Annotated in this window: 27 protein-coding genes; 7 read left to right on the plus strand and 20 right to left on the minus strand. The window is 67.9% G+C overall.

Annotation, left to right across the window (positions count from 1 at the left end; genetic code table 11):
- Positions 1-257: 257 nt before the first annotated feature.
- Positions 258-1,265, plus strand: coding sequence for an NAD(P)H-dependent flavin oxidoreductase (locus ACSYDW_RS14720; RefSeq protein WP_438339486.1), 1,008 nt, complete (start codon positions 258-260; stop codon positions 1,263-1,265).
- 27 nt (positions 1,266-1,292) lie between these two features.
- On the opposite strand, the gene panC is transcribed toward ACSYDW_RS14720, so the two are convergent.
- The 14 genes from panC to dacB all read right to left on the minus strand — a co-directional run bounded on the left by panC (position 1,293) and on the right by dacB (position 14,755).
- A complete protein-coding gene (gene panC / locus ACSYDW_RS14725; protein WP_438339487.1) occupies positions 1,293-2,228 on the minus strand; it encodes a pantoate--beta-alanine ligase in 936 nt (311 codons plus the stop codon).
- Positions 2,229-2,298: 70 nt separating this feature from the next.
- Positions 2,299-3,192, minus strand: a complete 894-nt coding sequence (locus ACSYDW_RS14730; RefSeq protein ID WP_438339488.1) for a Rossmann-like and DUF2520 domain-containing protein — start codon at positions 3,190-3,192, stop codon at positions 2,299-2,301.
- Positions 3,192-4,733 (minus strand): PH domain-containing protein, encoded by a 1,542-nt coding sequence (locus ACSYDW_RS14735; RefSeq protein ID WP_438339489.1) that lies wholly within the window; start codon positions 4,731-4,733, stop codon positions 3,192-3,194. The genes ACSYDW_RS14730 and ACSYDW_RS14735 overlap by 1 nt, the downstream gene beginning before the upstream one ends.
- A complete protein-coding gene (locus ACSYDW_RS14740) occupies positions 4,730-5,242 on the minus strand; it encodes a PH domain-containing protein (protein WP_438339490.1) in 513 nt (170 codons plus the stop codon). Before ACSYDW_RS14740 ends, ACSYDW_RS14735 begins: the two co-directional genes overlap by 4 nt.
- Positions 5,223-5,723: a DUF3180 domain-containing protein gene (locus ACSYDW_RS14745; RefSeq protein ID WP_438339491.1), complete on the minus strand. Its 501-nt coding sequence runs from the start codon at positions 5,721-5,723 to the stop codon at positions 5,223-5,225. Before ACSYDW_RS14745 ends, ACSYDW_RS14740 begins: the two co-directional genes overlap by 20 nt.
- The gene (gene folK, locus ACSYDW_RS14750; RefSeq protein ID WP_438339492.1) at positions 5,720-6,229 is read right to left on the minus strand and encodes a 2-amino-4-hydroxy-6-hydroxymethyldihydropteridine diphosphokinase; all 510 of its coding nucleotides are present in this window, start codon (positions 6,227-6,229) and stop codon (positions 5,720-5,722) included. Before folK ends, ACSYDW_RS14745 begins: the two co-directional genes overlap by 4 nt.
- Positions 6,226-6,594: a dihydroneopterin aldolase gene (folB, locus tag ACSYDW_RS14755; RefSeq protein WP_438339493.1), complete on the minus strand. Its 369-nt coding sequence runs from the start codon at positions 6,592-6,594 to the stop codon at positions 6,226-6,228. The genes folK and folB overlap by 4 nt, the downstream gene beginning before the upstream one ends.
- Positions 6,595-6,605: 11 nt before the next feature.
- Positions 6,606-7,523 (minus strand): dihydropteroate synthase, encoded by a 918-nt coding sequence (gene folP / locus ACSYDW_RS14760; protein WP_438339494.1) that lies wholly within the window; start codon positions 7,521-7,523, stop codon positions 6,606-6,608.
- An 8-nt stretch (positions 7,524-7,531) separates the two neighbouring features.
- Positions 7,532-8,143 carry a GTP cyclohydrolase I FolE gene (gene folE / locus ACSYDW_RS14765; protein WP_438339495.1) on the minus strand — a complete coding sequence of 204 codons (612 nt, stop codon included), beginning with the start codon at positions 8,141-8,143 and terminating at the stop codon, positions 7,532-7,534.
- 32 nt (positions 8,144-8,175) lie between these two features.
- Complete coding sequence (ftsH, locus tag ACSYDW_RS14770; protein WP_438339496.1) at positions 8,176-10,131, minus strand: ATP-dependent zinc metalloprotease FtsH; 1,956 nt, start codon at positions 10,129-10,131, stop codon at positions 8,176-8,178.
- 230 nt (positions 10,132-10,361) lie between these two features.
- A complete protein-coding gene (gene hpt / locus ACSYDW_RS14775; RefSeq protein WP_387529707.1) occupies positions 10,362-10,913 on the minus strand; it encodes a hypoxanthine phosphoribosyltransferase in 552 nt (183 codons plus the stop codon).
- Positions 10,914-11,069: 156 nt separating this feature from the next.
- A complete protein-coding gene (tilS, locus tag ACSYDW_RS14780) occupies positions 11,070-12,080 on the minus strand; it encodes a tRNA lysidine(34) synthetase TilS (RefSeq protein WP_438339497.1) in 1,011 nt (336 codons plus the stop codon).
- A 7-nt stretch (positions 12,081-12,087) separates the two neighbouring features.
- Positions 12,088-13,218 carry a zinc-dependent metalloprotease gene (locus ACSYDW_RS14785; RefSeq protein WP_438339498.1) on the minus strand — a complete coding sequence of 377 codons (1,131 nt, stop codon included), beginning with the start codon at positions 13,216-13,218 and terminating at the stop codon, positions 12,088-12,090.
- 82 nt (positions 13,219-13,300) lie between these two features.
- Positions 13,301-14,755, minus strand: a complete 1,455-nt coding sequence (dacB, locus tag ACSYDW_RS14790) for a D-alanyl-D-alanine carboxypeptidase/D-alanyl-D-alanine endopeptidase (protein ID WP_438339499.1) — start codon at positions 14,753-14,755, stop codon at positions 13,301-13,303.
- 103 nt (positions 14,756-14,858) lie between these two features.
- Here dacB and ACSYDW_RS14795 point away from each other — a divergent pair, with 103 nt between their 5' ends.
- Positions 14,859-15,344 (plus strand): inorganic diphosphatase, encoded by a 486-nt coding sequence (locus tag ACSYDW_RS14795; RefSeq protein WP_438339500.1) that lies wholly within the window; start codon positions 14,859-14,861, stop codon positions 15,342-15,344.
- Positions 15,345-15,468: 124 nt separating this feature from the next.
- On the opposite strand, the gene yczR is transcribed toward ACSYDW_RS14795, so the two are convergent.
- Positions 15,469-16,881: a MocR-like transcription factor YczR gene (gene yczR / locus ACSYDW_RS14800; protein WP_438339501.1), complete on the minus strand. Its 1,413-nt coding sequence runs from the start codon at positions 16,879-16,881 to the stop codon at positions 15,469-15,471.
- A 60-nt stretch (positions 16,882-16,941) separates the two neighbouring features.
- Between yczR and yczE the strand changes: the two genes are divergently transcribed.
- The 3 genes from yczE to ACSYDW_RS14815 all read left to right on the plus strand — a co-directional run bounded on the left by yczE (position 16,942) and on the right by ACSYDW_RS14815 (position 18,878).
- Entirely contained in the window at positions 16,942-17,631 is a 690-nt protein-coding gene (yczE, locus tag ACSYDW_RS14805) for a membrane protein YczE (RefSeq protein ID WP_438339502.1), read from the plus strand.
- Positions 17,632-17,712: 81 nt separating this feature from the next.
- Positions 17,713-18,327, plus strand: a complete 615-nt coding sequence (locus ACSYDW_RS14810; RefSeq protein WP_438339503.1) for a hypothetical protein — start codon at positions 17,713-17,715, stop codon at positions 18,325-18,327.
- Between the two features lie 134 nt (positions 18,328-18,461).
- Entirely contained in the window at positions 18,462-18,878 is a 417-nt protein-coding gene (locus tag ACSYDW_RS14815) for a DUF1761 domain-containing protein (RefSeq protein WP_438339504.1), read from the plus strand.
- Between the two features lie 9 nt (positions 18,879-18,887).
- Here the strand turns inward: ACSYDW_RS14815 and ACSYDW_RS14820 are convergent, their stop codons facing one another.
- From ACSYDW_RS14820 to serS, 3 genes are all read right to left on the minus strand, one after another.
- Positions 18,888-19,319, minus strand: a complete 432-nt coding sequence (locus ACSYDW_RS14820; protein ID WP_438339505.1) for a hypothetical protein — start codon at positions 19,317-19,319, stop codon at positions 18,888-18,890.
- A gap of 246 nt (positions 19,320-19,565) precedes the next feature.
- The gene (locus ACSYDW_RS14825) at positions 19,566-20,417 is read right to left on the minus strand and encodes an HAD family hydrolase (RefSeq protein WP_438339506.1); all 852 of its coding nucleotides are present in this window, start codon (positions 20,415-20,417) and stop codon (positions 19,566-19,568) included.
- A 194-nt stretch (positions 20,418-20,611) separates the two neighbouring features.
- Positions 20,612-21,898: a serine--tRNA ligase gene (serS, locus tag ACSYDW_RS14830; RefSeq protein WP_438339507.1), complete on the minus strand. Its 1,287-nt coding sequence runs from the start codon at positions 21,896-21,898 to the stop codon at positions 20,612-20,614.
- Between the two features lie 38 nt (positions 21,899-21,936).
- On the opposite strand from serS, the gene ACSYDW_RS14835 reads away from it, so the two are divergent.
- Positions 21,937-22,980, plus strand: coding sequence for a diacylglycerol/lipid kinase family protein (locus ACSYDW_RS14835; protein WP_438339508.1), 1,044 nt, complete (start codon positions 21,937-21,939; stop codon positions 22,978-22,980).
- Here ACSYDW_RS14835 and pheA read toward each other — a convergent pair.
- Both pheA and ACSYDW_RS14845 read right to left on the minus strand, forming a co-directional pair.
- Positions 22,977-23,906, minus strand: a complete 930-nt coding sequence (gene pheA, locus ACSYDW_RS14840; protein ID WP_438339509.1) for a prephenate dehydratase — start codon at positions 23,904-23,906, stop codon at positions 22,977-22,979. The two genes, ACSYDW_RS14835 and pheA, sit on opposite strands and share 4 nt — an antisense overlap.
- Positions 23,903-24,229 (minus strand): rhodanese-like domain-containing protein, encoded by a 327-nt coding sequence (locus ACSYDW_RS14845; RefSeq protein WP_438339510.1) that lies wholly within the window; start codon positions 24,227-24,229, stop codon positions 23,903-23,905. The genes pheA and ACSYDW_RS14845 overlap by 4 nt, the downstream gene beginning before the upstream one ends.
- Before the next feature lie 202 nt (positions 24,230-24,431).
- Between ACSYDW_RS14845 and ACSYDW_RS14850 the strand changes: the two genes are divergently transcribed.
- Positions 24,432-25,817, plus strand: a complete 1,386-nt coding sequence (locus ACSYDW_RS14850) for an amidase (RefSeq protein WP_438339511.1) — start codon at positions 24,432-24,434, stop codon at positions 25,815-25,817.
- Positions 25,818-25,848: the final 31 nt, after the last annotated feature.

Genomic DNA, 25,848 nt, shown 5'->3' on the forward strand with positions numbered 1-25,848 from the left:
GTCCCTCCGGAATCCTTCGCATCCATCCCCCGCCGCCACCCTTTCGGGCTGCGCTGCGGTGTCCGGCGCGAGAAACAACTCTACGCCCCTTTGCCCCGGAAGTCCAAACAGCCACCTCCCACGCAGCGACCATTCAAAATCCGCGTAAAGACGGGACTCTAGGGCTCCCCGATGGCGGCAAGGCCTCCATCCCCGCCATTTCGGCATGTGGGTTCTGCATCACAGTCGATCGGCTCCACCGGTCATAGACTCGTGGAATGGAAGGATCTTCGCCTCGGGACACTGGAACACGGCCGTCGGCAGACGCACTGCAACACCGCCTCGGGTACACCGAGCCCATCTTCAATGCGTCGATGGCCGGTGCTGCGGGCGGCGCCCTTGCTGCCGCAGTATCCGCAGCAGGAGGGTTTGGCATGCTGGGCATCGGCGGAAACGACGCCGGCGATTGGATCGACCGGCAGTCCCTGCTTGCGTCATCGGTTTCCCGCCCATGGGGTGCAGGCCTGATGGCATGGGTCCTTGAGAAGTCACTCGACCCCCTGCACCGGGTACTTGCACATGGGCCGTCCTTCATCTGCGTCAGTTTCGGCGACCCCGGCCCCCCTGCCGCCGCTGCGCATGCGGCAGGCGCATGGGTCGGAATGCAGGTGGGCAATGCGGCGGAACTGGAACGTGCGCTTCAGTCGGACATCGACGTGGTCATCTGCCGGGGCAGCGAAGGCGGCGGGCACGGACGCAACGAGGTTGCAACACTTCCCTTGCTGCAATTGGCTCTCACGAGCACGGACAAACCGGTCATTGCCGCCGGCGGCATCGCCACCGCCGAGGGTGTGGCGGCAGTTCTGGGTGCCGGGGCGGCGGCCGCGTGGATCGGAACCAGGTTCGCCACGGCCACCGAGTCCCTGAGCCATGCGAACACCAAGCGGGCGATCGGCAGTGCGGGCATCGACGACACCGTGTACACGAGGGCCTTCGACATCGCCCAACGCATTGCCTGGCCGGTCGAGTACGGCGGCCGGGCACTGCGCAACGACTTCAGCGATGCCTGGGCCGATGACATCGAAAGGCTCGGTGCCGAGGTGGGGCTGGACGACGGGATTACCCGTGCCCTCGAGGAGGCGCGGGCCGCAGGGGACACAAGCACCGCCCCGGTGTATGCCGGGCAGTCGGCGGGCCTGTCGAATGCCGGTGAGGACGCCGCCCGGATCATGGCGGACCTTGCCGGTTTCCGCGGGCTGCTTCGCCGGGCAGCGGACCGCTGGTAGTGCCGCGAGGCCGGCACCCGACAGCCGCTAGTAGCCCAGCGGCATGTTGTCGATCAAGCGCACCTGGCCGACCTTCGCCGCCACGAGCAGCAGGCCCTCGCCGGTGAAGGGGGTTTCCCGGCAGTTGAACGCGAGCTCCTGCAGGGTATTCGGGTCGACGAGTTCGAAGTAGTCGAGTTCCACCAGCGGTTCGGCATCGAAGAGCGCCACCGCGTCGTCCAGGAACAGCGGCTCGTGGCGGTCGGCGCGTGCCTTGATGGTGCTCATGGCCCGGAAGATGACGAGTGCGGCCTCGGCCTGCTCGGGGGTGAGGAACTGGTTGCGGCTGGAGAGCGCCAGTCCCTGCGCGGTGCGGATGATCGGCACCGACCGGACCTGGACCGGGTAGTTCAGGTCCTTGACCATCCGGTTGATCAGCACCAGCTGCTGGGCGTCCTTCTGCCCGAAGTAGGCGCGGTAGTCCACGGGAACGGGGCAGCTCGCCGGGGGCATGGCCAGGTGCAGCAGCTTCGCAACGACCGCGAGCATCCCGTCGAAGTGCCCGGGTCGGGATGCGCCCTCGAAGGTGGCGCCCAGCGCGCCGGAGTCCAGCTTCACCAGCGGGCGGCCGTCCGGGTAGATCTCGGCGGCCTCCGGCACGAACACGATGTCGGCCCCGGCGCGGGCCAGGATCTGCACGTCGGCATCCAGGGTGCGTGGATAGCGTTGGTAGTCCGCGGCGTCGTTGAACTGGAGTTCGTTGACGAAGATGCTGACCACCAACACGTCGTTCTGCGCGCGGGCCGCTGCCACCAGCGATTCGTGCCCCGAATGCAGGGCCCCCATGGTGGGGACAAGGCCCAGGCCCGCCCTGCCGCCGGTCGGCGCGGCAAGCGCCAGCCTTCCGGCGATGGCCTCGGACAGTTCCCGGGCCGTGCGGACCACCAGCGGTTCGTGGGTGTTTTTGCCAGCGTCGTTGCTCATCGTCCCAGTTTAACGCCGGGTGCACCGGTGTCCCGACGGCAGCTTGGACCCGGCCGGGCCCCGGGAATGATCAGTGCGCGGCGCCGTCGATCGCGGCCAACAGCGCCTCCAAGGTGTCCGCTCCGATCAGCCCGCGGGCGTGGGCACGCAGCGCTGTGGCGCGGCTCATGGCCAGGTAACCCTCGCGGGTGTCCCGGTCCACCCCGGGGGCCTCCAGGGCGGCCCGGTGCCCGGCGACGGTCTGCACGTCCCCGCGGGCGACGGGTCCGGTCAGCGCACCTTCCCCGGAGGCCAGGGCGTTCTCCAGGGAGGCGCGCATCAGCGGCGCGAGCACCCGTTCGGGGTGTTCGATGCCGATGCCGGCCAGCAGCCCGGCGGCCTGGCCGGCGATCGTGACAAGGTGGTTGGAGGCGTGGGCCAGCGCCGCGTGGTAGCGCACGCGGTCATCCTCCTCGATGGCCACGGGTTCCCCGCCCATCTCCACCACGAGTGCCTGGGCGATGGGCAGCACCATGTTCGGTGCCGTGACCCCGAAGGCGCAGTCGTTGAGGCGTTCCAGGTCCATGCTCATGCCGGTGAACGTCATGGCCGGGTGGATGGCCAGGGCGATGGCGCCGGCCCGGCTCGCCGGTGCCAGCACCCCGGTGCCGTAGCGGCCCGCGGTGTGCACCACCAGCTGCCCGGCCTGCCAGTGCCCGGCCTCGGCAAGCCCCGAGACAAGTCCGGCCAGCGCGTCGTCGGGTACCGCAAGCAGCACCAGCTCCGCACGCCGCAGGATTTCCGGGATCTCCAGCACCGGGACACCGGGCAGCAGCAGCTCGGCGCGTTCCCTCGAGGCGTCGGAGACGGCGTGCACGCCGACGACCTGGTGCCCGGCGGCACGCAGCGCGGCGCCGAGCACCGCACCGACCTTGCCCGCACCGATGATTCCGACGCCCAGGCGCCCGGGCCGCGATGCCTTCATCAGGCTTCCTCCAACCAGTGGTTCGTGTCTTTTTTCTTGCGCGCGACGGCCGCGCGGTCTGACTGGGCCAGGAAGAGCGCCCGCGCCTCGTCGAGGTCCATCTGGTGCACGACGGGTACCACCGGTCCGGCGATCGTGGCCAACCGCAGCTCCGCCACACCGAAATGCCTGGCCAGCGGGCCCTGGTGCAGGCGGATGCCCTGGGTGCGCTCGTGCGGGACGATGGCCGCGGTGCGGTGGAGGGCGCCGCCGCGGGCCACCAGTGCTGTGTCCGTGACGGCGTAGCCCTGCCGCCGGTGGGCCAGCGGGGACAGCGGGCGAACCCGCAGCGGGGACACGGTGAAACCCTGCCCCGTGCCGCTGCCGTTGATGGCCGCAGCGAAGAACTCGCGCGCTGCCGGGGTCCCGGGATCGGGAAGCACCACGGAGAGCACCGCCAGCACGTCCTCGTAGGTTCCCACGGGAAGCAGCACCGAGCGTTCCTCGGAGTCCTCGGCACCGGCGCCCCCGATGCCCGCCACGTTCACGGCGACCTTGTACCAGCCGAAGCGGCGCCAGAAGAACGGTGCGCTGACCTTGATGGCCTGCACGCGGCCCGGCGGCACCGTCTGGTGGCGGGTGTCCAACAGGCCGTAGCTCAGCCGCAACCCGTCGGCGCTGGTGGCGGCCTTGAAGTTGTACCCGGTGTTGATGTGGTTCCAGAGGACACCACCCAGGCCCAGGAATGCGGGGATCAGGTAGAAGGCCGTGAACCCGTCGATCGTCGACATGGCCACGGCCAGGCCGGCGGCACCGAGCACCAGCACCACGGTGGCCGGGCGCAGCAGCAAGGAGCCGACCAGGCGCCCCAGCGGGACGGTCGCCACGACGTGCTCGCTGGCTTCCTGCAGCGATCCGGCCGGGGTTGCCGGCGCCGGGGCGGCGGGCAAGCCGGCTCCGGCTTCGGGGGCGGGTGCCAGGCCCTGCCCGGTCCGGGTCGCGCCCGGGGGAAGGCCGGTTGCCGCCGGCGCCTCGGCGGCCTTCAGCCCGGCCGCGCGGGCCAGGATCTCGTTGCGCAGCTGCTGGGCCTCGGACAGCCTGATGTAGGCCAGGTTCATCGCCGCGGAGCCCGAGTCGGCGACGTCGAAGCGCAGTTCGGCGAGCCCGAAGATGCGGGCCACCAGGGGCTGGGCGATGTCGATCGACTGCACCCTGTCGATGCGGGCCTGGCGCTGCTGGCGGAAGACCATCCCGGAGTTCACGTTCACGTGGCGGTCGGTGACCTGGTACTTGGTGAACCACCAGGAGCCCAGGAAGCCCAGCAGGATCAGCACCAGGATGCCGGAGCCGATCAGGATGGGGACCAGCAGGGAGCCGCCGGCGACGAAATCCTCGCCCGGGTAGGCCTCTTCCTCGCCGAAGAACGACGAGAGCGTGTTTTGGCCGTAGACGAAGGCCACGGCAACCACGGCGAGCCAGCCGCGCACCAGCGGGGAGACTGGGTGGACGCGCTGCCACGGTGGGGGGCCGGGCTGCGCGGCCCCGCCGGCGGGCAGGCTCACAGCCCGGCCAATCGCGATTCGCCGCGGGCGGCCAGCTGTTCGCGCAGACGGGTCCCCTCGGCCATCGGGAGCCCTGGGATCTCGGCTGTGGCATCGGCTGCCGCGGTGTGCAGCTTGACCTTGCACAGCCCCAGCATCCTGTCGACCGGGCCGACGGCCACGTCGACGAACTGCATGCGCCCGTAGGGAACCACCAGGACCTTCTGGAACATCAGGCCGTGGCGCACCAGCAGGTCGTCGTCGCGTTCCGCGTACCCGATGGCCGCCACCTGGCGCGGGATCACGGCCAGCCGGATGAGCTCGGCTACCAGCACGAGCGCCGGCAGCCCGATGCCCAGCCACAGCGGGTAGCCCGGCCACAGGCCGGTCAGCTGCAGGACCAGGGGGACGCAGAGCACCGCGAGGGTGATCAGCACGGAGATTCCCCAACCGACCATGCGGACCTTCGCGTACTGCGGGGACACCCGCTTCCACTGGATCCCGGCCGGGTCAATTGGTTCCTGCGGCATAGCCTTCCTCGTCCTTGCCCTTGGTGCGACCCTCCGGGCTGGTGGGCTCCTCCGGGGGAAGTTTGCAGAACTGTTCCACAACCCATCCAACGATAGCCATCGCCAGCGCCCCGCCGATCATCAGCAAGGATGATTTCACCGCGTTGCTGCCCGTCCCGGAGGCGCCCAGCAGGCCGATCAGGATTCCGGCATGCCAGCCGGCGATCGCACTGCCGGCGTAGGTGCAGGCCTGCGCCAGCACCAGGGTGCGGGCCGCAGCGATCGGATTGATCGCCGACTTGGTCTTCCCGCCGGTGTACCGTTTCACGCGGATGCCCATGGCCAGGGCCAGCACCGTGGCGGCACCCATGGTCAGCAGCGAGGTCCAGTGCAGCACCGGGGCCGCATAGCCGTTGGAGGCCGCCAGGGACTGCATGATGTAGCCAGTCGCCGCGGCCACGGCCAGCACCGTCGCCACCCACAACGGACGCAGTGAATTCATGCCGACGGGGCCCCGTCCGCGTACCGGGCCACGTCGGGGCTGTCCGCGGCCGCGGCGGCCAGTGCGGCGACAGGGGTGCCGGCGAGCACCGCGTCGGGTTCCATCCACAGCCACGGCACCAGCACGAACCCGCGGATCCGGGCGCGCGGGTGCGGCAGGGTCAGCACCGGGTCGTCGCTGCTGGTTTCCCCGTAGGTGATCACGTCGACGTCGAGGGTGCGCGGGCCCCAGCGGACCTCGCGGGTGCGCAGGTGGGTCTGCTCGACGGCCTGGCAGGCGGCCAGCAGTTCCAGCGGGGCCAGGTCGGTCTCGACGCGCACCACGAGGTTCAGGAAGTCGGGTTGCCCTGCGGGGCCGCCCACCGGCTTTGTCACTGCCGTCGGGGAGACGGAGACCAGCTCGATCCCGTCGGTGGCCGCGATCTCGGCGACGGCCGCCTCGAGCGTTCCCGCGCGCTCGCCCAGGTTGGAGCCCAGGGCGAGGACGCAGGAGGCCGTCGGGGTCATGCGCGCTCCCTGTGGATGTGGATGCGCACATCGGTGAACGGGACGGGGATCGGCGCCTGGGGCTTGTGCACCGTGACCTCCACGGCGGAGACCACGGCGAACTCCTTGAGGATCGCCGCGGCGGTCTTCTCCGCGAGGGTCTCGATCAGGTCCCAGGGTCCGTCCTGGATCTGCGCGACAACGAGTTCGCCCAATTCCCCGTAGTGCGCGGTGTCGGCGACGTTGTCGCTGGCCGCAGCCGGGCGGATGTCGGTGTGCAGCACGACATCGAGCGTGAACGGCTGGCCGTCGCGCTTCTCGCTCTCGAACACACCGTGGTGCCCGATCGCCGTGATGCCGGTGAGTGTGATGGTGTCGGTGCGCATGCCCGTGCCCCCTACTTCGTCGTGACGGTGGCCGCGGACCAGGCGCGGGCCACCTTGACGGCGTCGAGGTTGGAGGCGACGTCGTGCACGCGCACGCCCCAGGCCCCGTGGGCCGCGGCGAGGGCGGTGGTCGCGGTGGTCGCGGCGTCGCGCTCGGCCGGGGCGGCGGGCTTGCCGTCCACCGTCAACAGCGAACCGAGGAAGCGCTTGCGGCTGGTGCCCACCAGGACGCGGTGGCCCAGCTCGGTGAAGCGGTCGAGGGAACGCAGCAGTTCCCAGTTGTGCTCGGCGTCCTTGGCGAAGCCGAGACCCGGGTCAAGGATCAGCTGCTCGGTCTTGACGCCGGCGGCCGTGAAGCGCTCGCGCAGGGCGGCGAGTTCCTCGATGACCTCCGTGACGACGTCGGCGTAGTTCGCCTCCGTCTCCATGGTGGCGGCGTCACCGCGGCGGTGCATGAGCACGTAGGGGGCACCGGTCTCGGCGATCAGCGCGGGCATGTCCGGCTCGTGGGTCAGGCCCGAGACGTCGTTGATGATGTGTGCGCCGGCGGCAAGCGCGGCGCGGGCGGTGGAGGTGTGCATGGTGTCGACTGAGATGATCGCGCCGGCCTTGGCCAGCGCCGTGATCACCGGGATGATGCGGGCCTGCTCGGTGGCCGGGTCCACCGGATCCGCGCCGGGGCGCGTGGATTCGCCCCCGATGTCGATGATGTCCGCCCCGCCGTAGTACATGCGCAGGCCGTGGGCGACGGCGTCGTCGAGCTTGGTGTACTTGCCGCCGTCGGAGAACGAGTCCTCGGTGATGTTCAGGATTCCCATGACCAGGGTGCGGTCGTCGGGCAGGTCCGCCAGGGTGCGGGCGGTGGTCTTGCGGATGACCGGCAGCGGGCTGGTGGCCGGGCCGGTTCCGGGGATCGCTCCAAGTGACAAGGTGACTCCTACTTTCCGAGGATGAGGCTCATGGCTTCCGCGCGGGTCGCCGACTCGCGCAACTGTCCGCGCACGGCACTGGTGACGGTCTTGGCCCCGGGCTTGCGGACCCCGCGCATCGACATGCACATGTGTTCGCATTCGACGACGACGATCGCGCCGCGCGGCTCGAGGTGTTCCATCAGGGCGTCGACGATCTGGGTGGTCAGGCGCTCCTGCACCTGGGGGCGGCGGGCAAAGACCTCAACGAGCCGGGCGAGCTTGCTCAGTCCGGTGACCTTGCCCTCCGGGCCCGGGATGTAGCCGATGTGCGCGCTGCCGTGGAAGGGGACCAGGTGGTGTTCGCAGGTCGAGTAGAAGGGGATGTCCTTGACCAGCACCAGTTCGTCGTGCTCGATGTCGAAGGTGGTGCCCAGGTGGTCCGCGGGGTCCTCGTGGAGGCCCGCGAAGAACTCCGTGTAGGCCTTGGCCACCCGCTTGGGGGTGTCCTTCAGCCCGTCGCGGTCCGGGTCCTCGCCGATGGCGTGCAGGATTTCCCGCACTGCCTTTTCGATGCGCACCACATCAACGGTGCCGGGATTCCCGACGTTGGCTTCTTCTAGCTGATCGATCTCGTTCACCTTCCCGATAATAGCCGAGCGCGCTGCGCGGGCTATTCCCCGGCCGTCTCGACGACGTCGGCACCCTGCTGGCGGCCGGCCATTTCCTGGGGGCTGAGCACCGGTCCCTCGGTGTGCACCGGGCGGGTGTCCTTGCTCAGCCAGACCTCGCGCTCGGGGCGCTTGACGAGGTCGTGGAAGACCTCCTCGATCTCCTTCTGGTTCAGCGTCTCGTGCTCCAGCAGGGCCAGGGCGAGGCGGTCCAGCACGTGGCGGTTCTCCGTCAGCGCGGCGTAGGCCTCGTCGTGGGCGGTGTCGATCAGCGAACGCACTTCCTCGTCGACAACGTTGGCCATGGCGTCGGAGTAGTCGCGGCTGGCGGGCTGGCCGTACATGGCGTCGCCGGAGGAGGAACCGAGCTTCACGGCGCCGATGCGCTCGGACATGCCGTAGTCGGTGACCATCTTGCGGGCCGTCGCCGTGGCCTTCTCAATGTCGTTGGAGGCACCGGTGGACGGGTCGTGGAAGACGATTTCCTCGGCCACGCGGCCGCCCATGGCGTAGGCCATCTGGTCGAGCAGTTCGTTGCGGGTGACCGAGTACTTGTCGTCGTCCGGGACAACCATGGTGTAGCCCAGCGCGCGGCCGCGCGGCAGGATCGTGACCTTGGTGACCGGTGCGGTCTGGCGCATGGCCGCGGCCACCAGGGCGTGGCCACCCTCGTGGTAGGCGGTGATCTTGCGTTCGTGTTCCTTCATCAGGCGGCTGCGCTTCTGCGGGCCGGCCATGACGCGGTCGATGGCCTCGTCCAGGGCGCGGTCGTCGATCAGCTGGGCGTTGGAACGCGCGGTGAGCAGCGCGGCCTCGTTGAGCACGTTGGCCAGGTCGGCGCCGGTGTAGCCCGGGGTCTTCTTGGCGACGGCCTTGAGGTCGACGTTGGTGGCCATCGGCTTGCCCTGGGCGTGGACCTTGAGGATCTGTTCGCGGCCGATCATGTCCGGTGCTTCCACCGGGATCTGGCGGTCGAAGCGGCCCGGGCGCAGCAGCGCCGGGTCAAGCACGTCCGGGCGGTTGGTGGCGGCGATGAGGATGACGTTGCTGGTGGCGTCGAAGCCGTCCATCTCGACGAGCAGCTGGTTGAGGGTCTGCTCGCGTTCGTCGTTGCCGCCGCCGATGCCGGCACCGCGGTGGCGTCCCACGGCGTCGATCTCGTCGACGAAGATGATGGCCGGGGAGTTCGCCTTGGCCTGCTCGAACAGGTCGCGGACGCGCGAGGCGCCCACGCCGACGAACATCTCGACGAAGTCGGAACCGGAAATGGAGTAGAAGGGGACCCCGGCCTCGCCGGCGACGGCCTTGGCCAGCAGGGTCTTGCCGGTGCCCGGAGGACCGTAGAGCAGGACGCCCTTGGGGATCTTCGCCCCGACGGCCTGGAACTTGCCCGGCTCGCGGAGGAATTCCTTGATCTCGTGGAGTTCCTCCACTGCCTCGTCGGCGCCGGCGACGTCGACGAAGGTCACCTGCGGCATGTCCTTGGTGATCAGCTTGGCACGGGACTTGCCGAACTGCATGACCTTGGAGCCGCCGCCCTGGGAACGGGCGAGGATGAACCAGAAGAGGCCCGCGATCAGGATGAAGGGGATCAGCACGCCCAGCATGGACAGGAACCAGTTGTTCTGGACCGGCTGGTCGGTGTAGCCGGTGAGGTTGGCGCCGTTGACGGCGTCGACGACCTGGGTTCCGCGGGGGTAGGAGTAGTAGAACGAGACGTTCTTGCCCTTGTCGACCCCTGCGACGGTCAGGTTTTCCTTCAGCGTCAGGTCAACGCGCTGCTCGCCGTCGAAGATCTTCGCCTCGGAGACCTTGTCGTCCTTGAGCAGCTGCATGCCCACACTCGTGTCGATGCGGCCGTTGCTGCCGCCCAGGAGCGTCGGAAGGAATATCAGCAGCACTGCGGCGCCCAGCAGTACCCAAACGATCCAGCTATTAAAGATCTTCTTCGCGTTCATTGATTGGGGGTCCCGCCCCATCCCTCCTGCTTTCGGACGCATGTTCGCCCGGGCGCCCGGGCGACGCCACTACCTTCTACACGTTAATAAGTAAACGCCCTATTGGGATTCTACGGATGGGCCGCGGGATAAGTTCCCCTTTGGGCGTAAGAAGACCCCTGGCCGTCCCCGCGCGGGCGGGAACGGCCAGGGGCCACATGCATATTCGGTTGCGGGTCCGGAACCCTGCGCTATGCGTAGACGTGCGGCGCCAGGGTGCCGATGAAGTCCAGGTTGCGGTACTTCTCGTCGAAGTCCAGGCCGTAGCCGACGACGAATTCGTTCGGGATCTCCATGCCGACGTACTTCACGTCGATCTCGACCTTTGCGGCTTCTGGCTTGCGCAGCAGGGTGCAGATCTCGACCGAGGCCGGGCCGCGGGATTCGAGGTTCGCCTGCAGCCAGGAAAGGGTCAGGCCGGAGTCGATGATGTCCTCGACGATCAGCACGTGCTTGCCCAGCAGGTCGGTGTCGAGGTCCTTGAGGATGCGCACGACGCCCGAGGACTGCGTGCCCGAACCGTAGGAGGAAACTGCCATCCAGTCCATGGTGACGTGCGAGTGCAGTGCACGCACGAGATCCGCCATGACCATGACCGCGCCCTTGAGGACGCCTACAACCAGGATGTCCCGGCCTTCGTAGTCGGCGTCGATCTGGGCTGCAAGCTCCTGGATCTTGGCCTGGATTTCTTCCTTGGTGTAGAGGACATGCGCGAGGTCGGCGCTGACGTCTTTCGAATCCACGAGGGCTCCTGGTTCTGGGGTCGGGGATGGACCGGTCGAAGGTTTTCTACTCAAGAACTAGAGTGCCACAGTCGACGGGCCGGTGGGGAGCACCGCCGGGCAATCTGCCGCTACTTGGCGGTAGCAAGCGTCCCAATGTGAGGCAATTCTCACTGCTTAGGCGGGCGCGGGCATCGTCCGGGTGAATTTCAGCGTGGCCCGGGACCTTCCGGCGGTTCGGTTTGCGGGGATCCTGAGGGCCTGGACGTACCCCTCCAGCTGCACCGGCCCCGGGGACCGCGAGTTGAAGACCAGCGCCCGCACCGCGGCAACCCGCTCGAAGTCCGGGGCCGGGGCCCCGAGTTCGCGGACCGCCAGGCGCAGCACCCGCGAACGCAGTGCCTCGGGCAGCGCGCGCAGCGCGGCCAGGTCCAGGTCCACGGTGCCGGGGTCCGAGGTTCCGCGCACCGCCGCGAGTTCCCTTTCCGCCAACGCCTCGAGGTACTCGGCGTCATGCCGGGCCAGGGACGCTGTGCGGGCCAGGGATTCGGGGATGCCCGGGCCGAGCACCTCGCCCAGCACCGGCATCAGCAGGTGCCTGACGCGGTTGCGCAGGTATTTCGGGTCGGCGTTCGTCGGGTCCACCCAAAAGTCCAGGGATTCGTGGGCGCAGATTTCCTCCATGGCCGCCCGGCCCATGCCCAGCAGCGGGCGCAGGAACGGTCCGCGCTCCGCCGGCATTCCGGCCAGCGACAGGGTCCCGGATCCGCGGCCGAGGCCCAGCAGCACCTGTTCGGCCTGGTCGTCGAGGGTGTGCCCCAGCAGGATCCGGGTGGCCCCGGTGGTTTCAAGTGCCTGCTCGTAGGCCGCATAGCGGGCCGCGCGGGCGGCCTGCTCACTGTCCCGGGCGACGTCGACAGGCACCACCAACACGGGGTCGAGGCCCAGGCCGCGACATTGCGCGGCCGCCCGGGCTGCCACGGCACCGCTGCCGGGCTGCATCCGGTGGTCCACCACCACGGCGCCTGCGCGCAGGTGCCCCTTGCGGTTAAGGAAGGCCGCGGCGGCGGCCAGCGCCAGGGAGTCGGCGCCTCCGCTGCAGGCGACAAGGACGAAGTCCCCGGGCGAGGTGGCGGTGCGGATGGCGGTGCGGGCCGCGGCCAGGGCCCGGGGAAGGTTTCCTCCCATGCCCGCCCTAGGCGGTGCCGGCGGCGCTGATCCGCGCGGCCCATTGCTCGGGGTTGTGGAGTTCGGTTTCCGTGGGTAGGTTCTCCGCGCGTTCCCAGACCTTGTTGAAGGTTTCCATGCCCAGCAGGGCAACGGCGCGGGTCACGAATCGCTGGCCGTCGGCGTATTGGCGCATCTTGGCGTCCATTCCCAGCAGCTTGCGGATCCACTTTTCGAGGGGGCTCCGGTCCTTGCCGCGCCCGCCGAAGCGCTGGCGGATGGTCTTGACGCTGGGGACGATGCTCGCATCGACGGCGTCCATCACCACGTTCGCATGTCCCTCAAGCAGCGACATCACTGCAGTGACATGGGACAGGATTTCCTTTTGCTCGCTGCTTTGGAGGGCCGAGAGCAGCCCGAGGGAGGACTCGCCGTCCGGCTGCCCGGGGACCGGGGGCCCGCCCTTCGTCCGGCCGCCGCCCAGGGACCCCGCGGCGGCCTTGATCCGCTCGCCGAGGGCCTCCGGTTCGGCCAGCATCGACTCGAGAAGCCGCGAAATCTTGCCGCGCAGGTGCTCGCGGAGCCAGGGGGCCGCCGCGAACTGCACGCGGTGCGTTTGTTCGTGCAGGGCCACCCAGAGCCTGAAGTCGTCGGTGTCGACCTTCAGCTCGCGTTCGACGGCAACGATGTTGGGGGCCACGAGCACCAGCCTTCCGCCCGGCGGGACATCGCGGCGCAGCATTCCTGCGAAGGGGTCGTACTGGCCAAGAACCTTCGAGGAGAGGAAGGCGAGGATCGCGCCCATTTCCACGCCGGTGGCAGTGGAAGACAGGACCTGGGTGGTTTCGCTGATCCTTGCACCGCGGCTTTTCGCCAGCGCACTCATGGCCGGGTCCAGCAGCGCCTCGAAGCTGTGCACATTGGCGCGGGCCCAGCCCGGACGGTCCACGATGAGGACCTGGGAATCACGCAGGTCGCGGGCAGCGTCGAGACCGGTGATCCGGTGGACATGGTCGACGGCGGCATCGGCCTTGAGCCGCAGGTCGGCGACTACCTCGTCGATTTCGGCACCGCTGAGCCTGGGCCCGGCACCGACAAGCGTTGCCGCGGTGTTGGCCGCGAGCTCCCAATTGATCAGCCGGAAGTCGGTGGTATCCATGCACCCCATCCCATCACGATTACCCGCGGCGGGGGCGGATTGCGCGTCAAGCAAAATATGCTGCCCGGGCCATGCCTTCGGTTCAGCGGCAGCCGCAGCCGGTCAGGTAGCTTGCAGCCGCGTCGAGGACGTCCTTGTGCGGGGCCAGTTCGCCGGTGTCCGAGTGGATCATGAAGGAAAAGGCCAACGCCCGTCCGCCCCGGGTGGTGGTGATGCCGGTGAGGCTCGAAACATCGACAAGCGAACCGGTCTTTGCCCTGACGATGCCCTTGGTGCCGGGGGCGCCCAACCTGGCTCCCAGCGTTCCCGTGGCCCCGGCGACGGGCAGTTGGTAGCTGAGCTGGCGCAGTGCCGCGTGCTCGGAGGTGGCGGCGAAGGCCAGGGCATCGGCCAGGGTCTTCGGGGAGACCCTGTTCCGATCGGACAGCCCCGAGGTGTCGACGAGTTCCAAGGCGTCGGCGTGGATGCCGAGGCTGCCGATGGCTTCCTGCACCGCCCGGGCCCCGTGCTGGTAGTCCCCCGGGTTTCCCTGCGCAACGGCGGTGAGCCGGCCGAGGCTCTCGGCGACGTAGTTGTCGGATTCCTCGAGCATGAAGCGGACCTGCTCGCCCAGCGGCGCCGAGGAGACACTCGCCAGTTCGGTGGCGCCGTCGCCGGCCGCGCCACGCTCGATGCCCTGCGCCAGGGTCGGCGCATCGTCTTCCTTGCCGAGGGCGGTGCGCAGAGACGTGGCGAAGGACGCTGCCGCGGCCATGGCCGGGTCCTCGACCCGAGGGGACTTCGCTCCGGCATCGGCGCGGGCCCCGTACATCGCCAGTGGTGCAACGGCGGAAATGTTGTTGGTGGTCACCAGCGACTTGTCCCAGTCCGGGTTGAGCGCCGGGCCGGTGAAGAGCGAGTCGTCGAGGACAAGTGTCAGCTCCTCGCCCGATCCACCTGCGGCTTGCGCCTTGAGGATTTCCCTGGCGGTTTCCTCGGCGAGGGTTTCCAGCCCGGCACGGCCGCTGACAGTTGCCGAGCCCTTGCCCGAGCCAAGCAGGACATCTCCCCCGCCGACCAGCACCAGGGTATGCGGGTCCTTCAGCAGCACCCGGGTGCTGAATTGGTGCTCCTCGCCCAGCACCTCGGTCGCCGCGATGGCCGTGAGAACCTTCAGGCTCGAAGCCGGGATCCCGGCCTGCGAGCCGGAACGAGAGTGGAGTTCCTCGCCCGTTGCGACATCGACGACGCTGGCCGTCACCGTGGCGTCGGGTTTGGCCGAGGAGAAGATCTTCTCGAGCCCGGAGTCCAGGACGCCGCTGTCCGGTTGCGGGGCCCCGGGCGAAAGCGGCGGCAGTGCCGTGGGAGTCGCCGCCGACACCATCGGCGGAACCGGCTGCGCCTCGACCTCGTCGGGTGCCCCGACGCCCACCGCCAGGGGAACGAGGAACAGTGCCACCAGCCCGAGGGCAACACCCAGTGCCGGCAGCAGTATCCAGGTGGCCCACCGCGGGCGTGCGCGCTTCAATGCAAAATCCCCGAAATCGTCGTAGTCCATGTGCGCCATATACCCTTAAGCGCAGCACCCATAAGACTAGACGGCAATCGGATGCGCCCGCGTCCGCACGTGCCCCTGGTCACGAGAGTCGAGGAGACTTTTAATGAGCCACGACGTCACCATCGAGATCCCTGCCGGATCCCGCGTGAAGTACGAGATCGACCACGAGACCCACCGCCTGCGTCTGGATCGCGTGCTCTTCACCTCCATGCAGTACCCGACCCACTACGGCTACTTCGATGACACCCTGGGCGAAGACGGCGATCCGCTGGACGCACTGGTCTTCATCCCGGGCGTGGACCTGTTCCCGGGCGTTGTCGTCGAATCTCGCCCGATCGCCGTGTTCAACATGACCGACGACGGTGGCGGAGATGCCAAGCTCGTGTGTGTTCCGGCCGACAAGCGCTTCGACCACATCCAGGAGTTCGAGGACCTCGACGAGTGGCTCGTCAAGGAAATCGAGCACTTCTTCACCCGCTACAAGGACCTGGAGCCGGGCAAGTGGGTCAAGGCCGAGGGCTGGCTGGGCCGCGCCGAGGCCGAGGCCGAGCTCGAGCGCTCGATCGAGCGTTTCAAGGCCCAGGCCTAAGGAACTTCCGGCGGTGCGCCGCCGTTGGGACGGGGTTGGTTTCCTCTCGCACATGCGAGAGGAAACCAACCCCGTTTGTCTTTCTCCCGCACTATCCGCCCCGGTTGCGCAACGGTCCGCGCGGCTAGGCCACGGCGGCCCAGGCACCGGCCAGCAGCGGGAGCGCCACCTCGAGTTCGGTGCGGTCCAACGCATACGGCACGCGCAACCAGCGGTCCAGGCCGTGGTCGTCCACGGCAAAGACCGACCCGGGGGTCAACGCCAAGCCGGATTTCCGGGCTTCTGCCGCAAGCGCCATGGAGCGCGGTGCCGGCAGGTTGCACCAGAGCGACATGCCCCCGGGCTGCTTCCGGATTTTCCATTCGGGCATCCGCTCGGCCAGGGCCGCGTGCAGCCAATCGCGGTTCCCGCGCAGCCTGGTGCGCGTCGCTTCATCGATTCCCGCCCGTTCGGTGATGAGCAGGCTGAGCACGATTTGTTCGAGGACCGGCGCGCCGAGGTCCATGGTGGCACGGCCCTGGTGGATCGCGCCCACCAGTGCGTGCGGTGCCCTGATCCAGCCAAGGCGCAGCCCTCCCCAGTAGGTCTTGCTCGCACTTCCCACGGTGATGATGTTGTTCGAGTACTTGGCCATGGGCGCGACATCGGGCCGGGAATCAAGCCACAACTCGGCGTTAGTTTCATCAACGATGCCGTGCGCGCCGCTGCGGTCAAGCGCCCGGGACCAGCGTTCCCTGCCCTCGTCCCCGAGCAGCGTCCCGGTGGGGTTGTGGAAGTCCGGCAGACACAGCATGGCACTGAATCCGCCCCGCCCGAGGGCCGCTTCGATGCCCGGAATGTCGCTTCCCTCGGGGCCGATGGGCAGCACTGTCATTCTGGCGCCGTGCTGCCGCAGCGACGACACCGAATTGGGGTAGCTGGGGCTTTCGGCAAGCACCCTCGCCCCGGGCGCAAGGACGGAACGGGCGATGCTTGCCACGCCCGAGAGCGCGCCTGCCGTGACGATGATTTGGTCGGGGCTGGTGGGCAGCCCCCGGCGCTCGTAGTCCTGGGCAATCGCCTCGCGCAGCACGGGCAGACCCAGGGGGTAGTAGCCCATGCCCCCGATGTAGCCAGGGAGCTGGTCGAGGGCACGCTCGAAATAGCCGGCAAGGCCGGTGGGCGCCGTTGGCGCGCCGCAGGTCAGGTCGATGCCGTTCGGCGCGGCCAGCTCCACGGAACCGGCCGTGAGCGGTTCTGAACCGCCCCCGACGTTGCCGCCGGGGATCGTGACCTGTGTTCCGGAACCCCGGCGGGCCTCTGCGAAGCCGCGTTCGCGCAGTTCCTGGTAGGCGCGCGTGACAGTGGTTCGGCTCAGGCCAAGGGCCCCCACCAGCTCGCGTTCACTGGGCAGCATCGTTCCGTGCAGCACCCGCCCGTTGGTGACCAGCTGGCGGATTCCCTCAGCCAGCCACGAGTAGGCGGGTTGCTCGCCGATCCTCTCGCCCAGCATGTTGCTGAGTCGGCGTGCCGGCAATTGGCGCTGGGTCATGCTCATGGGTCCAGTTTCCATCAATTGGCACTTTTTTCCAAGGCCACTTTATCGGAAACTTGATACATGACAAAACGCAACACCCCAGAACTCGCCAGGCTGGCCCCCCTTGAACAACTCCGTGCGGGGCGCCTGCCGTACCGCATCGTCCAACTCTTCGTCGGACTCACGCTCTTCGGCTTGGCCATGGCCGGATTCGTCCGCGCGGGGCTGGGGTTGGCCCCGTGGGACGTCCTGCACTATGGAGTCACGCTGCACACCGGATTGAGCCTGGGCACCGTGGTCATCATCTTTGGTTTCATCGTCCTGCTGCTATGGATTCCGTTGAAGCAGATGCCCGGGCTGGGAACCATCGCCAACGTGCTGTGGCTCGGCATCGCCGCTGACATCGGCCTCGCGGTCATCCCCCAAGCCGAAGGCCTGGCCTCGCAGCTGGCCCTTTTCGCAGGCTCGCTGCTGGTCAACGGGCTGGGCGGCGGACTCTACATCGGCAGCCAGCTGGGCCCGGGCCCGCGCGACGGTTTGATGACCGGCCTACATGCCCGGACGGGAATAAGCCTGCGGCTGGCTCGCACGGGGGTCGAGGTCCTGGTGCTTGTCATCGGCTGGTTCCTCGGCGGAATCGTTGGGTTCGGAACGATCCTCTATGCGGTGTCGATCGGACCTGTGACGCAGTTCTTCCTGCGTTACTGCATCATCGACCTTCCACGAAAGGCGCCGGCCGAAGCTGTACAGGCCGAATCCCCCTTGGGCTAGCGACAATGTCCCTGCGAACCGCATCCGACCTCGTCGGGCGCGGTTCGCAGGGGTGCACGCTGTTCCCTGCATAATTGGGGTGTGTACGTAGTGACCTTAAGACAACGTGATCGCCGCGAGAACGGGGACCTCGGCGGCGAATTGCTCCAGGCGCTGTCCGGCGTTCCCTCCGCGACGCCGTTCCAGCGTTCAGGACCAACGCTCATCGTGGGCTCACCCGAAACCGCCGAGGACGCCGTGGACTCGGTTCTTCGAGCCCTGCGCCTACGCAATTGGGCGGTGGGACTGGGGGTGGGCAGCCTCTACGAGCCGGTTCCCCGCGAGGCGGAGTACCTGCAGGGCTCCGCGCTGGGCCACGCGCAAACCGCTGTCGAAAAAGCCGAACACACCGGCGACCGCGTCCCGCTGGGTGTTGTCGGCCCCGATATGCAGCTGGCCGGGGAAACCGAGGCGGTGTTGCGCCTGCTGGGCCGGATCGTTTCCACCCGCAGCAGCGCCGAGTGGGCCGTGCTGGACCTGCTGACACCCGGGATGCGCGGCCAGCAGAAGCTTGTTGCCGCGGAACTGGGCATCAGCGCGCAGGCCGTCTCGAGGGCCGTCGTGAGATCGGCCTGGGTCGAGGAATGGGCAGCCCGGCCTGCGGCGGCCCGACTCCTGAGATGGATCGACGCGCCCGGAGCCACTCCGGGGGTCTAGGATGCCCCCTGCACCACTCTCTGCGTGTTGACCTGTGGTCTTTCAGACGTAGGATCGACATACCCACATCACGAAAGGCCCGGGAGGGGACGGACGGTCCTCGCATCTCCGGGTCATTGCCCCAGGAGCGCACCATGGTCCCCGACATCAATTGGCTTGCAGTTGTCGCAGCCACCGTTTCCACCATGGTGGTCGGATCGATTTGGTACACCCCGAAGGTTTTCGGGAACTACTGGATGCGGGTGGCCAAGGTAACACCGGGCGAGGCCAAGAGCGCGGTGCTACCCATCCTGGTGACCCTCGTGGTGAGCTTCATCAGCGCCTGGGTGCTGGCCGGCGCGACGTACTTGTCCTTCTCGTTTTACGGCGGATCGTTCCTGGCCAACGCGTTGCTCACGGCCTTGATCCTCTGGGGTGGCTTCACCGCCGCGCGTTTCATCACCCATGACGCGTTCGAGGGGCGGCCGGTGGGCCTGACAATCCTCAACTGCCTGCACGAGCTGGTGACCTTCATGGTGATGGCACTGATCATCGGGCTCTTCGGGATCTAGCCCGGCCCGCTATCCCGCGGAGGTCTGGGCCGGCAGGGGTTCCTGAACGAACTCAAGCCACCCGACCGTGTACTTCCCCCCGCGTTCGAAGACGTCGAAGGCCCTCCCCTCGGGATGGCTCGGGGTTTCCAGCATTAGTTGGGACCATCCGCCGAGGCTCGAATCAGGCACGGGTTTCACCGTGTACCCATCGGCTACGCCGAGGTCGATGAACTCCTGGGAAAGCCGCGGGAACTGGGCACCAACGGTGTCGGTTCCCCCCGTCGTGGTGACGCGGCAGACTTCGATCTGGTCACCCGCAATCGTCGCGTCGATGAGGTGGTCCATCGCCTGCTCGGCGCTTGGCTGTCCGGTGTTGCAGACGATGTCGGGGGAAGCACATCCGGTCAGCAGCGCTCCCGCTCCAAGCAGGGACAGGGCGAGTATTCCGGCACGTTTCATGGGTTTAAGCATAGCCATTGAATGCCCCAACGGTTTTCCGCGCATCGTTCCGGGAACGGCTCTTGCCCAGCGAAGAGCACCCGGCAGGATACCGGGACTTCGGAGGATTTCGGGTGAACCACAGTGGTATCGTCATCGAATCGATTTAAAATAGGGCGCCCTTTGGCTATGCGCGGCTCCGCGCACACGCAGTGCGCCCGCCGCGTCAAAATCCCATGGCGGACGCACTGGCCTCGGAAGCGGAGTCTAGTCCCCCGAGCGTTCCAGGATGTTTCGGAGGACAACTGCCAGACCGTCGTCGTCCACGCCGGCCGTGATCTCGTCGGCAGATTCCTTCACCTCGTCGGGGGCCTGGCCCATGGCCACCCCGCGGAAGGCCCAGCCGAGCATCTCGATGTCGTTGCGGCCATCTCCCACGGCGACGGTCTGTTCGATGTCGTAGCCGAGGCGCTCGCGCAGGACCTCGAGGCCGCTGGCCTTCGTGACGCCCTCGGCGGCGATGTCCAGCCACGCCGTCCAGCCCACCGAGTAGGTGACGCCGGCGAGGCCCATCACGCTGACCGCCTCGCCGAACTCCTCGGCGGTGGCGTCGGTCGAGAAAACGACAAGGCGCACCGCGGTGGCCTCGAGCATTTCGTCAATTGTCACGGGGTTCGCGACGACGCCGAAGCTGGCATCCTGGAAACGCTCGGTGGAGAGGAACCTGCCCTGGTCGTCTTCCAGCGCGTACTTGGCGGTGGGCAGCGATTCGCGCAGCGCGTGCAGCGCGGGGGCCGGGTCGAAGGTCTTGCGCTCGATGACCTCGTAGCCTTCCTCGAGGCCAGCATCGAGGCGGACCGTCACCCCGCCGTTGCAACACACTGCGTAACCGTTCTCGATGCCGAGCATGCGGATCACCGGCAGCGTGGCCCCGAGGGAGCGGCCGGTGGAAATCACGACCTCGTGCCCCGCAGCAACGACGGCCCTCGCGGAATCCTTCACGGCCCGGCTCATCGCTCCGTCGTGGTTCACCAGGGTGCCATCCACGTCGAGGCAGATCATGTACTTTTCGTTTGCTTGCGACCGGTCTTCGATGCCGGTTCTTGTCATAACTGTCATTCATCCAGTGAAGCACCAATGACGGATTTTCGTCATGAGCTGGGGCACACGGCCGGTGAAATCCTCATGAACCCGCGGTTAAAGGCGCAGGGCACCGCATTCCCGGTCGCCGGTTCGCACCCCCTCCGGGGGCGGAACCGAATGTGCGGACCGTTCTGCGGCGCCCTGCGGACACCCGTGGAGTCGGCTGCGGCCTAGACCAGCGGCATGACTTCCATGCCGCCCAGGTACGGACGCAGCGCCGCAGGCACGTTCACGGTGCCGTCGGCGTTCTGGTGGTGCTCGAGGATCGCGACGATCCAGCGCGTGGTGGCCAGGGTGCCGTTGAGCGTAGCCACCGAGCGGGTCTTGCCCGGCTTGCCGTCAGCACCGATTTCGCGTTCGCGGATGTTCAGGCGGCGGGCCTGGAAGGTGGTGCAGTTGGAGGTGGAGGTCAGTTCGCGGTACGCGTCCTGGGTCGGGACCCAGGCTTCGCAGTCGAACTTGCGCGCAGCGCTCATGCCCAGGTCGCCCGCAGCGGTGTCGATGACGCGGTAGGGCAGCTCGACCTTGGCCAGCATTTCCTCTTCCCAGGCCAGCAACTTGGCGTGTTCGGCGGCAGCGTCCTCGGGGGAGCAGTAGACGAACATTTCCAGCTTGTTGAACTGGTGCACGCGGATGATGCCGCGGGTGTCCTTGCCCGCGGATCCGGCCTCACGGCGGTAGCAGGAGGACCAGCCGGCGTAGCGGGTCGGTCCGTCGCTCAGGTCGAGGATCTCGTTGGCGTGGTAGCCGGCGAGGGCGACCTCCGAGGTGCCGACCAGGTACATGTCGTCGCGCTCGAGCTTGTAGATCTCGTCGTCGTGCTCGACGTCGAAGCCGGTGCCCTGCATGGTCTCCGGGCGCACCAGGGTGGGGGTGATCATCGGGATGAACCCGTTCTGCACCGCCTGGTCCAGGGCCATGTTCATGAGGGCGATTTCAAGGCGTGCGCCGATCCCCTTGAGGAAGTAAAAGCGCGATCCCGAGACCTTTGCACCGCGTTCCATGTCGATGGCACCGAGCAGTTCGCCCAGTTCGAGGTGGTCGCGGGGCTCGAAGCCGTCGGCGGAGAAGTCGCGCGGGGTTCCCACGTGCTTGACGACCGTGAAGTCGTCCTCGCCGCCGGCCGGGACGCCGTCCTGGATGAGGTTCGGGATGGAACGCTGCAGCGCGGTGTAGGCTGCCGTCGCCTCGTCCGAAGCGGCCTGGGCTGCCTTGACGTTCTGGGACAATTCCTTGACCTCGGCGAGCAGGGCCTGCTTTTCCTCGCCCTTGGCGGCACCGACCTTCTTGCTGAAGGCATTCTGTTGGGCCCGGAGCGCCTCAAAGGATGCGATCGACTCGCGGCGCCGGGTGTCGGCGTCCAAAATCGCATCAATCAGGGACTCATCCGCCCCACGGGCGCGCTGCGAGGCGCGGAAGGTATCTGGATTTTCACTGAGTAGTTTTACGTCGATCACGACCTAAGCCTAGCAATCCCGGTTAGGCTGAGTGGACTATGCAACGCAATCGACTTTTTGTCCTGGCTGCAGCCGGCGCCGCGGGCGCCGCTGCGACGTTGAGCTGGCTCTCCGTGCGTAGGCTCGCGGACCGCAACAAACCGCAGGCGCTGGCGCCGAAGGTCGGCGTCACCACCTCCGCCCGCAAGATTGCGCTGGTCCTCAATCCCACGAAGGCCGGCACCTCGGAAGCAGTCGCGGCCGTCGAGCATGTGTGCGCCGAAGCGGGTCTCGCCGCACCCCTGGTCTTCGAATCCGAACCCGACGACCCCGGACAGGGGGCGGCCCGGCGGGCGCTGGATGCCGGATGCGACGTCGTCATCGCTGCCGGCGGCGACGGGACCGTGCGCGCCGTCGCCGAGGTCCTCCGGGACACCGAGGCCTGCCTGGGGCTCATTCCGCTGGGCACGGGAAACCTGCTGGCCAGGAACGTGGAGGTTCCTCTCGACGACATTGCCACCGCGGCCTTCGGGGCGGTTCGCGGCCCCATGCGCACCATCGACACCGGCAGCATCAGGCTCGAGCACGTCGACGGCACCGAAAGCGAACATGCGTTCCTGGTGATCGCCGGGGTCGGCAGCGACGCGGACGTCATGGACGACACCAACGAGGAACTCAAGGCGAAGGTGGGCTGGCTCGCGTACTCGGAGGCCGGATTCCGGCACCTGCCGGGCAAGCGCAAGAAGATCACCGTTGCCCTCGACGGCGGCTCCGAGCAGACACGCAGCGTCCGTTCGGTCCTCTTCGCCAACTGCGGCAAGCTGCAGGGCCTGGACCTGGTGCCCGAGGCAAAGATCGACGACGGCGTCCTTGACGTAGTCGTCCTCAGCCCGCGCAGCGCCGCAGGTTGGGGCTGGATCTTCCTGAAGACTGCGTTCCGGACCCGCGGCGCGATCCCGGTCATGGGCTTCTACCCGACAGCGTCCCTGTCGCTTCGCTGCCACGAACCGATGAACACGCAGATCGACGGGGACGCCACGGGCCTGGTGAACGGGCTCCACGTCGACGTGAAGCCCGCTTCACTCAAGATCCGCCTGGTCTAGCGCAGCAAGCGCGCCTTCAGTCCCCCGACCCAGCTTTGGGCGCGGTCGAAGGCCTCGTCGGAGTTGTGGGCGTCCACGGAGGAGGAAAGCCCCGCGGCGGCCGGGTACGACCCGAGGAAACGCAGGTCCGGGCACACCCGGTGCAGGCCTGTCAGCGCATCGGCGACCCGCGCCTGGGCCACGTGGCCGTCCACATCCACCGAGAAGAAGTAGCGACCCATGCCCTCGCCCGTGGGGCGGGATTCGATGCGGCTGAGGTTCACGCCGCGGACCACGAACTGCTCGAGGATCTCCATCAGTGCGCCGGGCCGGTCCTCGGCCAACGGCAGGATCACCGTGCTCTTGTCGATGCCGGAGGGCGCCGGGATCGGGCCCGGGCGGGTGACAAGGATGAAACGGGTGACGGCACCCTTGTAGTCCTCGATTTCCTCGCGCAGCACCTTCAGCCCGCGCTCCTGCGCCACCAGGGGCGAACAGATGGCGGCGTCGTGGCCCGATTCCCCGTCAAGCAATGCCACGGCTCCGGCCGCGGTCGACGAGGCGGGAATGAATTCCGCCTGTGGAATATTCGTTTCGACCCAGCCGCGGCACTGGGCCCAGGCATGCCCGTGGGTCGAAATGGTGCGGATCTGCTCCAGCGAGTCGATGTTCCCGCGCACGGCCAGCACAAAGGTGATCGGGACAAGCGCCTCGGCGACGATCTGCAGCGCCTCGCCCTTGGCAATGGCGTCAAGGGTCGTTGAGACCCCGCCCTCCACCGAGTTCTCGATGGGGACCATTGCCGCATCAGCCGAGCCGGAACGGACCTTGTCCAATGCCGCGTTGACGTTCGCCGCGGGGATGCGCTCGGAGGTCCGTGCGTCGGGAACCTGCAGCAGCGCAGCCTCGGTGAAGGTCCCTGCCGGACCCAGGTAGGTATAGATCATCGGACCGTTGGCTCCTGGCCGTTCTCGCTCTGCATCGGCAATCCGGCTTCGAGCCAGTCGCCCATGCCCCCGGCGACGAACAGGGCCGAATAGCCCTGGGACACCAGCCATCCGGTGGCCTGCACCGCGCGGCCGCCGGTCCGGCACACCACGTAGGTGTCGACGTCGGGGTCGAGTTCCTCGAAGCGGCCCGGCAACTCCCCCAACGGAATATGCATGGCGCCCGCCGCGTGGCCCTCGTTCCACTCGTAGTCCTCGCGCACGTCAAGGACCAGGGCACCGTCCGGAACCTGCTTGACGGAAACCGTTTCAAAATCACTCATGCTTCTCCTTGCACAGGCGGCCTACCACTTCTGCGATCCAGCCTATCGCTCCCCCGTCCACGGTTCCCTTTTGCGTCGCGCCTGCGGCACCGGCGACGTGCCGCTTCGGGCGACTCGTACTAATGTCGAGATACCGGTGCCGCTGCCGTCTGCGGCCTCCCGGCACGCATTCAGCACCCGTCCCCGACCGGAGGAAACCACCATGAGCGAGATTTCTGGATTCACGGCACTGGAACTCCGTGATGCGCTCGCGGCCGGGGAGGTTTCCGCACGCGAGGCGGGAGAACATTTCCTGGGCCGCATCGAGGCTCTCAACCCATCGCTGGGCTCCTTCGTCACGGTGACCGCTGAACGGGCCATGGACGCAGCGTGGCGTGCCGACGAGGAATTCGCCGCACGTCGGGAACCACTGCGTCCGCTGCACGGCATGCCGCTGGCCTACAAGGACCTCCTGGATGTCGCGGGCGTTCCCACGACCTACGGCACCGCGGCGCTTCCGGCTGTGGACGCGGCCCAGGACAACGCCCTGGTGGCCACGCTCTCGAAGGCCGGCACGATCTCCCTCGGGAAGACCCAGGTCCCGGAATTCGGCCTGAGCTGCCACTCGGAAAACGACATTGCTCCGCCGGCCCGGAATCCCCTGAACCCTGCCTTGTCCGCCGGCGGTTCCAGCGGCGGCGAGGCAGCGGCGGTGGCCGCCGGCATGCTTCCCTTCGGCCCGGGCAACGACGGCGGCGGGTCGGTGCGCATTCCCGCCTCGGCCTGCGGGCTGGTCGGCCTGAAGCCGGGGCTCGGAACCATCCCGAGCGACGTGCTGGATGGAACGACCGACGCCTTCGGTGCACCGCGGTTGACGGTGTCCGGCCCCCTGGCGAGGACTGCCCTTGACGCGGCCCTGCTCATGGACGCCATGGTCGACCCTGGGCAGGGCACGATCCTGGAGTTGCTGCGATCCGGCGGCATCGATTCCCTGCGCGGGCTGCGCATCGGCGTCAGCACCGACAGCCCGTTCGCCTCGGCCTACCGGATTGCGCTGTCCCCCGAATCGCACGCGGCCCTGAACCTGGCCATCGAGACCCTGAACCGGCATGAACACCACATCGAGGAGGCGGAAATCTACTACGACGCCCGCTATCCCGAGACGTTCTCCACCGTGTGGACCTCGGGCCTGGCCTCCGCGCCGTTGCCTCCGGGCAGCGAGTCGAAGCTGGGGACGCTGGCGCGCTCCTTCCGCGAGCGGGCCACCAAGCGGGAGGCCGCGGTCTCATGGGCCGCTGCCGCAACGCTGGTGGAGATCGCCGCCGACTTCCGCACGCAGTGGGGTCGTTACGACGTGGTGCTGACCCCGGCGATGGCCCACACTCCCCCGGAAATCGGCTACTACACCTCGCAGGACGCCGACACCGACTACATGCGCCAGTGCCAGTACACGCCCTTCACCTCCATGGTGAATGTCTCCGGATTGCCGGCCATCACGGTTCCCACGCTGACAACCGCCGACGGGTTGTCCATGGGAGTGCAGCTCATCGGGCGGGCCGGCTCCGAGGTACAGCTGCTGGCCCTCGCGGCGCAACTTTCCGGAATGTGAGATTGGTCAACAAAGTAGGCATGACGCGCCT

The sequence above is a fragment of the Paeniglutamicibacter selenitireducens genome (genome assembly GCF_051550675.1).
Lineage (GTDB): Bacteria > Actinomycetota > Actinomycetes > Actinomycetales > Micrococcaceae > Paeniglutamicibacter.

Bases quoted from the DNA above. Each gene is read 5' to 3' on its own strand.
- ACSYDW_RS14720 (WP_438339486.1), top strand. From the start codon at position 258: ATGGAAGGATCTTCGCCTCGGGACACTGGAACACGGCCGTCGGCAGAC.
- panC (WP_438339487.1), bottom strand. From the start codon at position 2,228: ATGAGCAACGACGCTGGCAAAAACACCCACGAACCGCTGGTGGTCCGC.
- ACSYDW_RS14730 (WP_438339488.1), bottom strand. From the start codon at position 3,192: ATGAAGGCATCGCGGCCCGGGCGCCTGGGCGTCGGAATCATCGGTGCG.
- ACSYDW_RS14740 (WP_438339490.1), bottom strand. From the start codon at position 5,242: ATGCCGCAGGAACCAATTGACCCGGCCGGGATCCAGTGGAAGCGGGTG.
- ACSYDW_RS14745 (WP_438339491.1), bottom strand. From the start codon at position 5,723: ATGAATTCACTGCGTCCGTTGTGGGTGGCGACGGTGCTGGCCGTGGCC.
- folK (WP_438339492.1), bottom strand. From the start codon at position 6,229: ATGACCCCGACGGCCTCCTGCGTCCTCGCCCTGGGCTCCAACCTGGGC.
- folB (WP_438339493.1), bottom strand. From the start codon at position 6,594: ATGCGCACCGACACCATCACACTCACCGGCATCACGGCGATCGGGCAC.
- ftsH (WP_438339496.1), bottom strand. From the start codon at position 10,131: ATGAACGCGAAGAAGATCTTTAATAGCTGGATCGTTTGGGTACTGCTG.
- tilS (WP_438339497.1), bottom strand. From the start codon at position 12,080: ATGGGAGGAAACCTTCCCCGGGCCCTGGCCGCGGCCCGCACCGCCATC.
- ACSYDW_RS14785 (WP_438339498.1), bottom strand. From the start codon at position 13,218: ATGGATACCACCGACTTCCGGCTGATCAATTGGGAGCTCGCGGCCAAC.
- dacB (WP_438339499.1), bottom strand. From the start codon at position 14,755: ATGGACTACGACGATTTCGGGGATTTTGCATTGAAGCGCGCACGCCCG.
- ACSYDW_RS14795 (WP_438339500.1), top strand. From the start codon at position 14,859: ATGAGCCACGACGTCACCATCGAGATCCCTGCCGGATCCCGCGTGAAG.
- yczR (WP_438339501.1), bottom strand. From the start codon at position 16,881: ATGAGCATGACCCAGCGCCAATTGCCGGCACGCCGACTCAGCAACATG.
- yczE (WP_438339502.1), top strand. From the start codon at position 16,942: ATGACAAAACGCAACACCCCAGAACTCGCCAGGCTGGCCCCCCTTGAA.
- ACSYDW_RS14815 (WP_438339504.1), top strand. From the start codon at position 18,462: ATGGTCCCCGACATCAATTGGCTTGCAGTTGTCGCAGCCACCGTTTCC.
- ACSYDW_RS14820 (WP_438339505.1), bottom strand. From the start codon at position 19,319: ATGAAACGTGCCGGAATACTCGCCCTGTCCCTGCTTGGAGCGGGAGCG.
- ACSYDW_RS14825 (WP_438339506.1), bottom strand. From the start codon at position 20,417: ATGACAGTTATGACAAGAACCGGCATCGAAGACCGGTCGCAAGCAAAC.
- ACSYDW_RS14835 (WP_438339508.1), top strand. From the start codon at position 21,937: ATGCAACGCAATCGACTTTTTGTCCTGGCTGCAGCCGGCGCCGCGGGC.
- pheA (WP_438339509.1), bottom strand. From the start codon at position 23,906: ATGATCTATACCTACCTGGGTCCGGCAGGGACCTTCACCGAGGCTGCG.
- ACSYDW_RS14845 (WP_438339510.1), bottom strand. From the start codon at position 24,229: ATGAGTGATTTTGAAACGGTTTCCGTCAAGCAGGTTCCGGACGGTGCC.
- ACSYDW_RS14850 (WP_438339511.1), top strand. From the start codon at position 24,432: ATGAGCGAGATTTCTGGATTCACGGCACTGGAACTCCGTGATGCGCTC.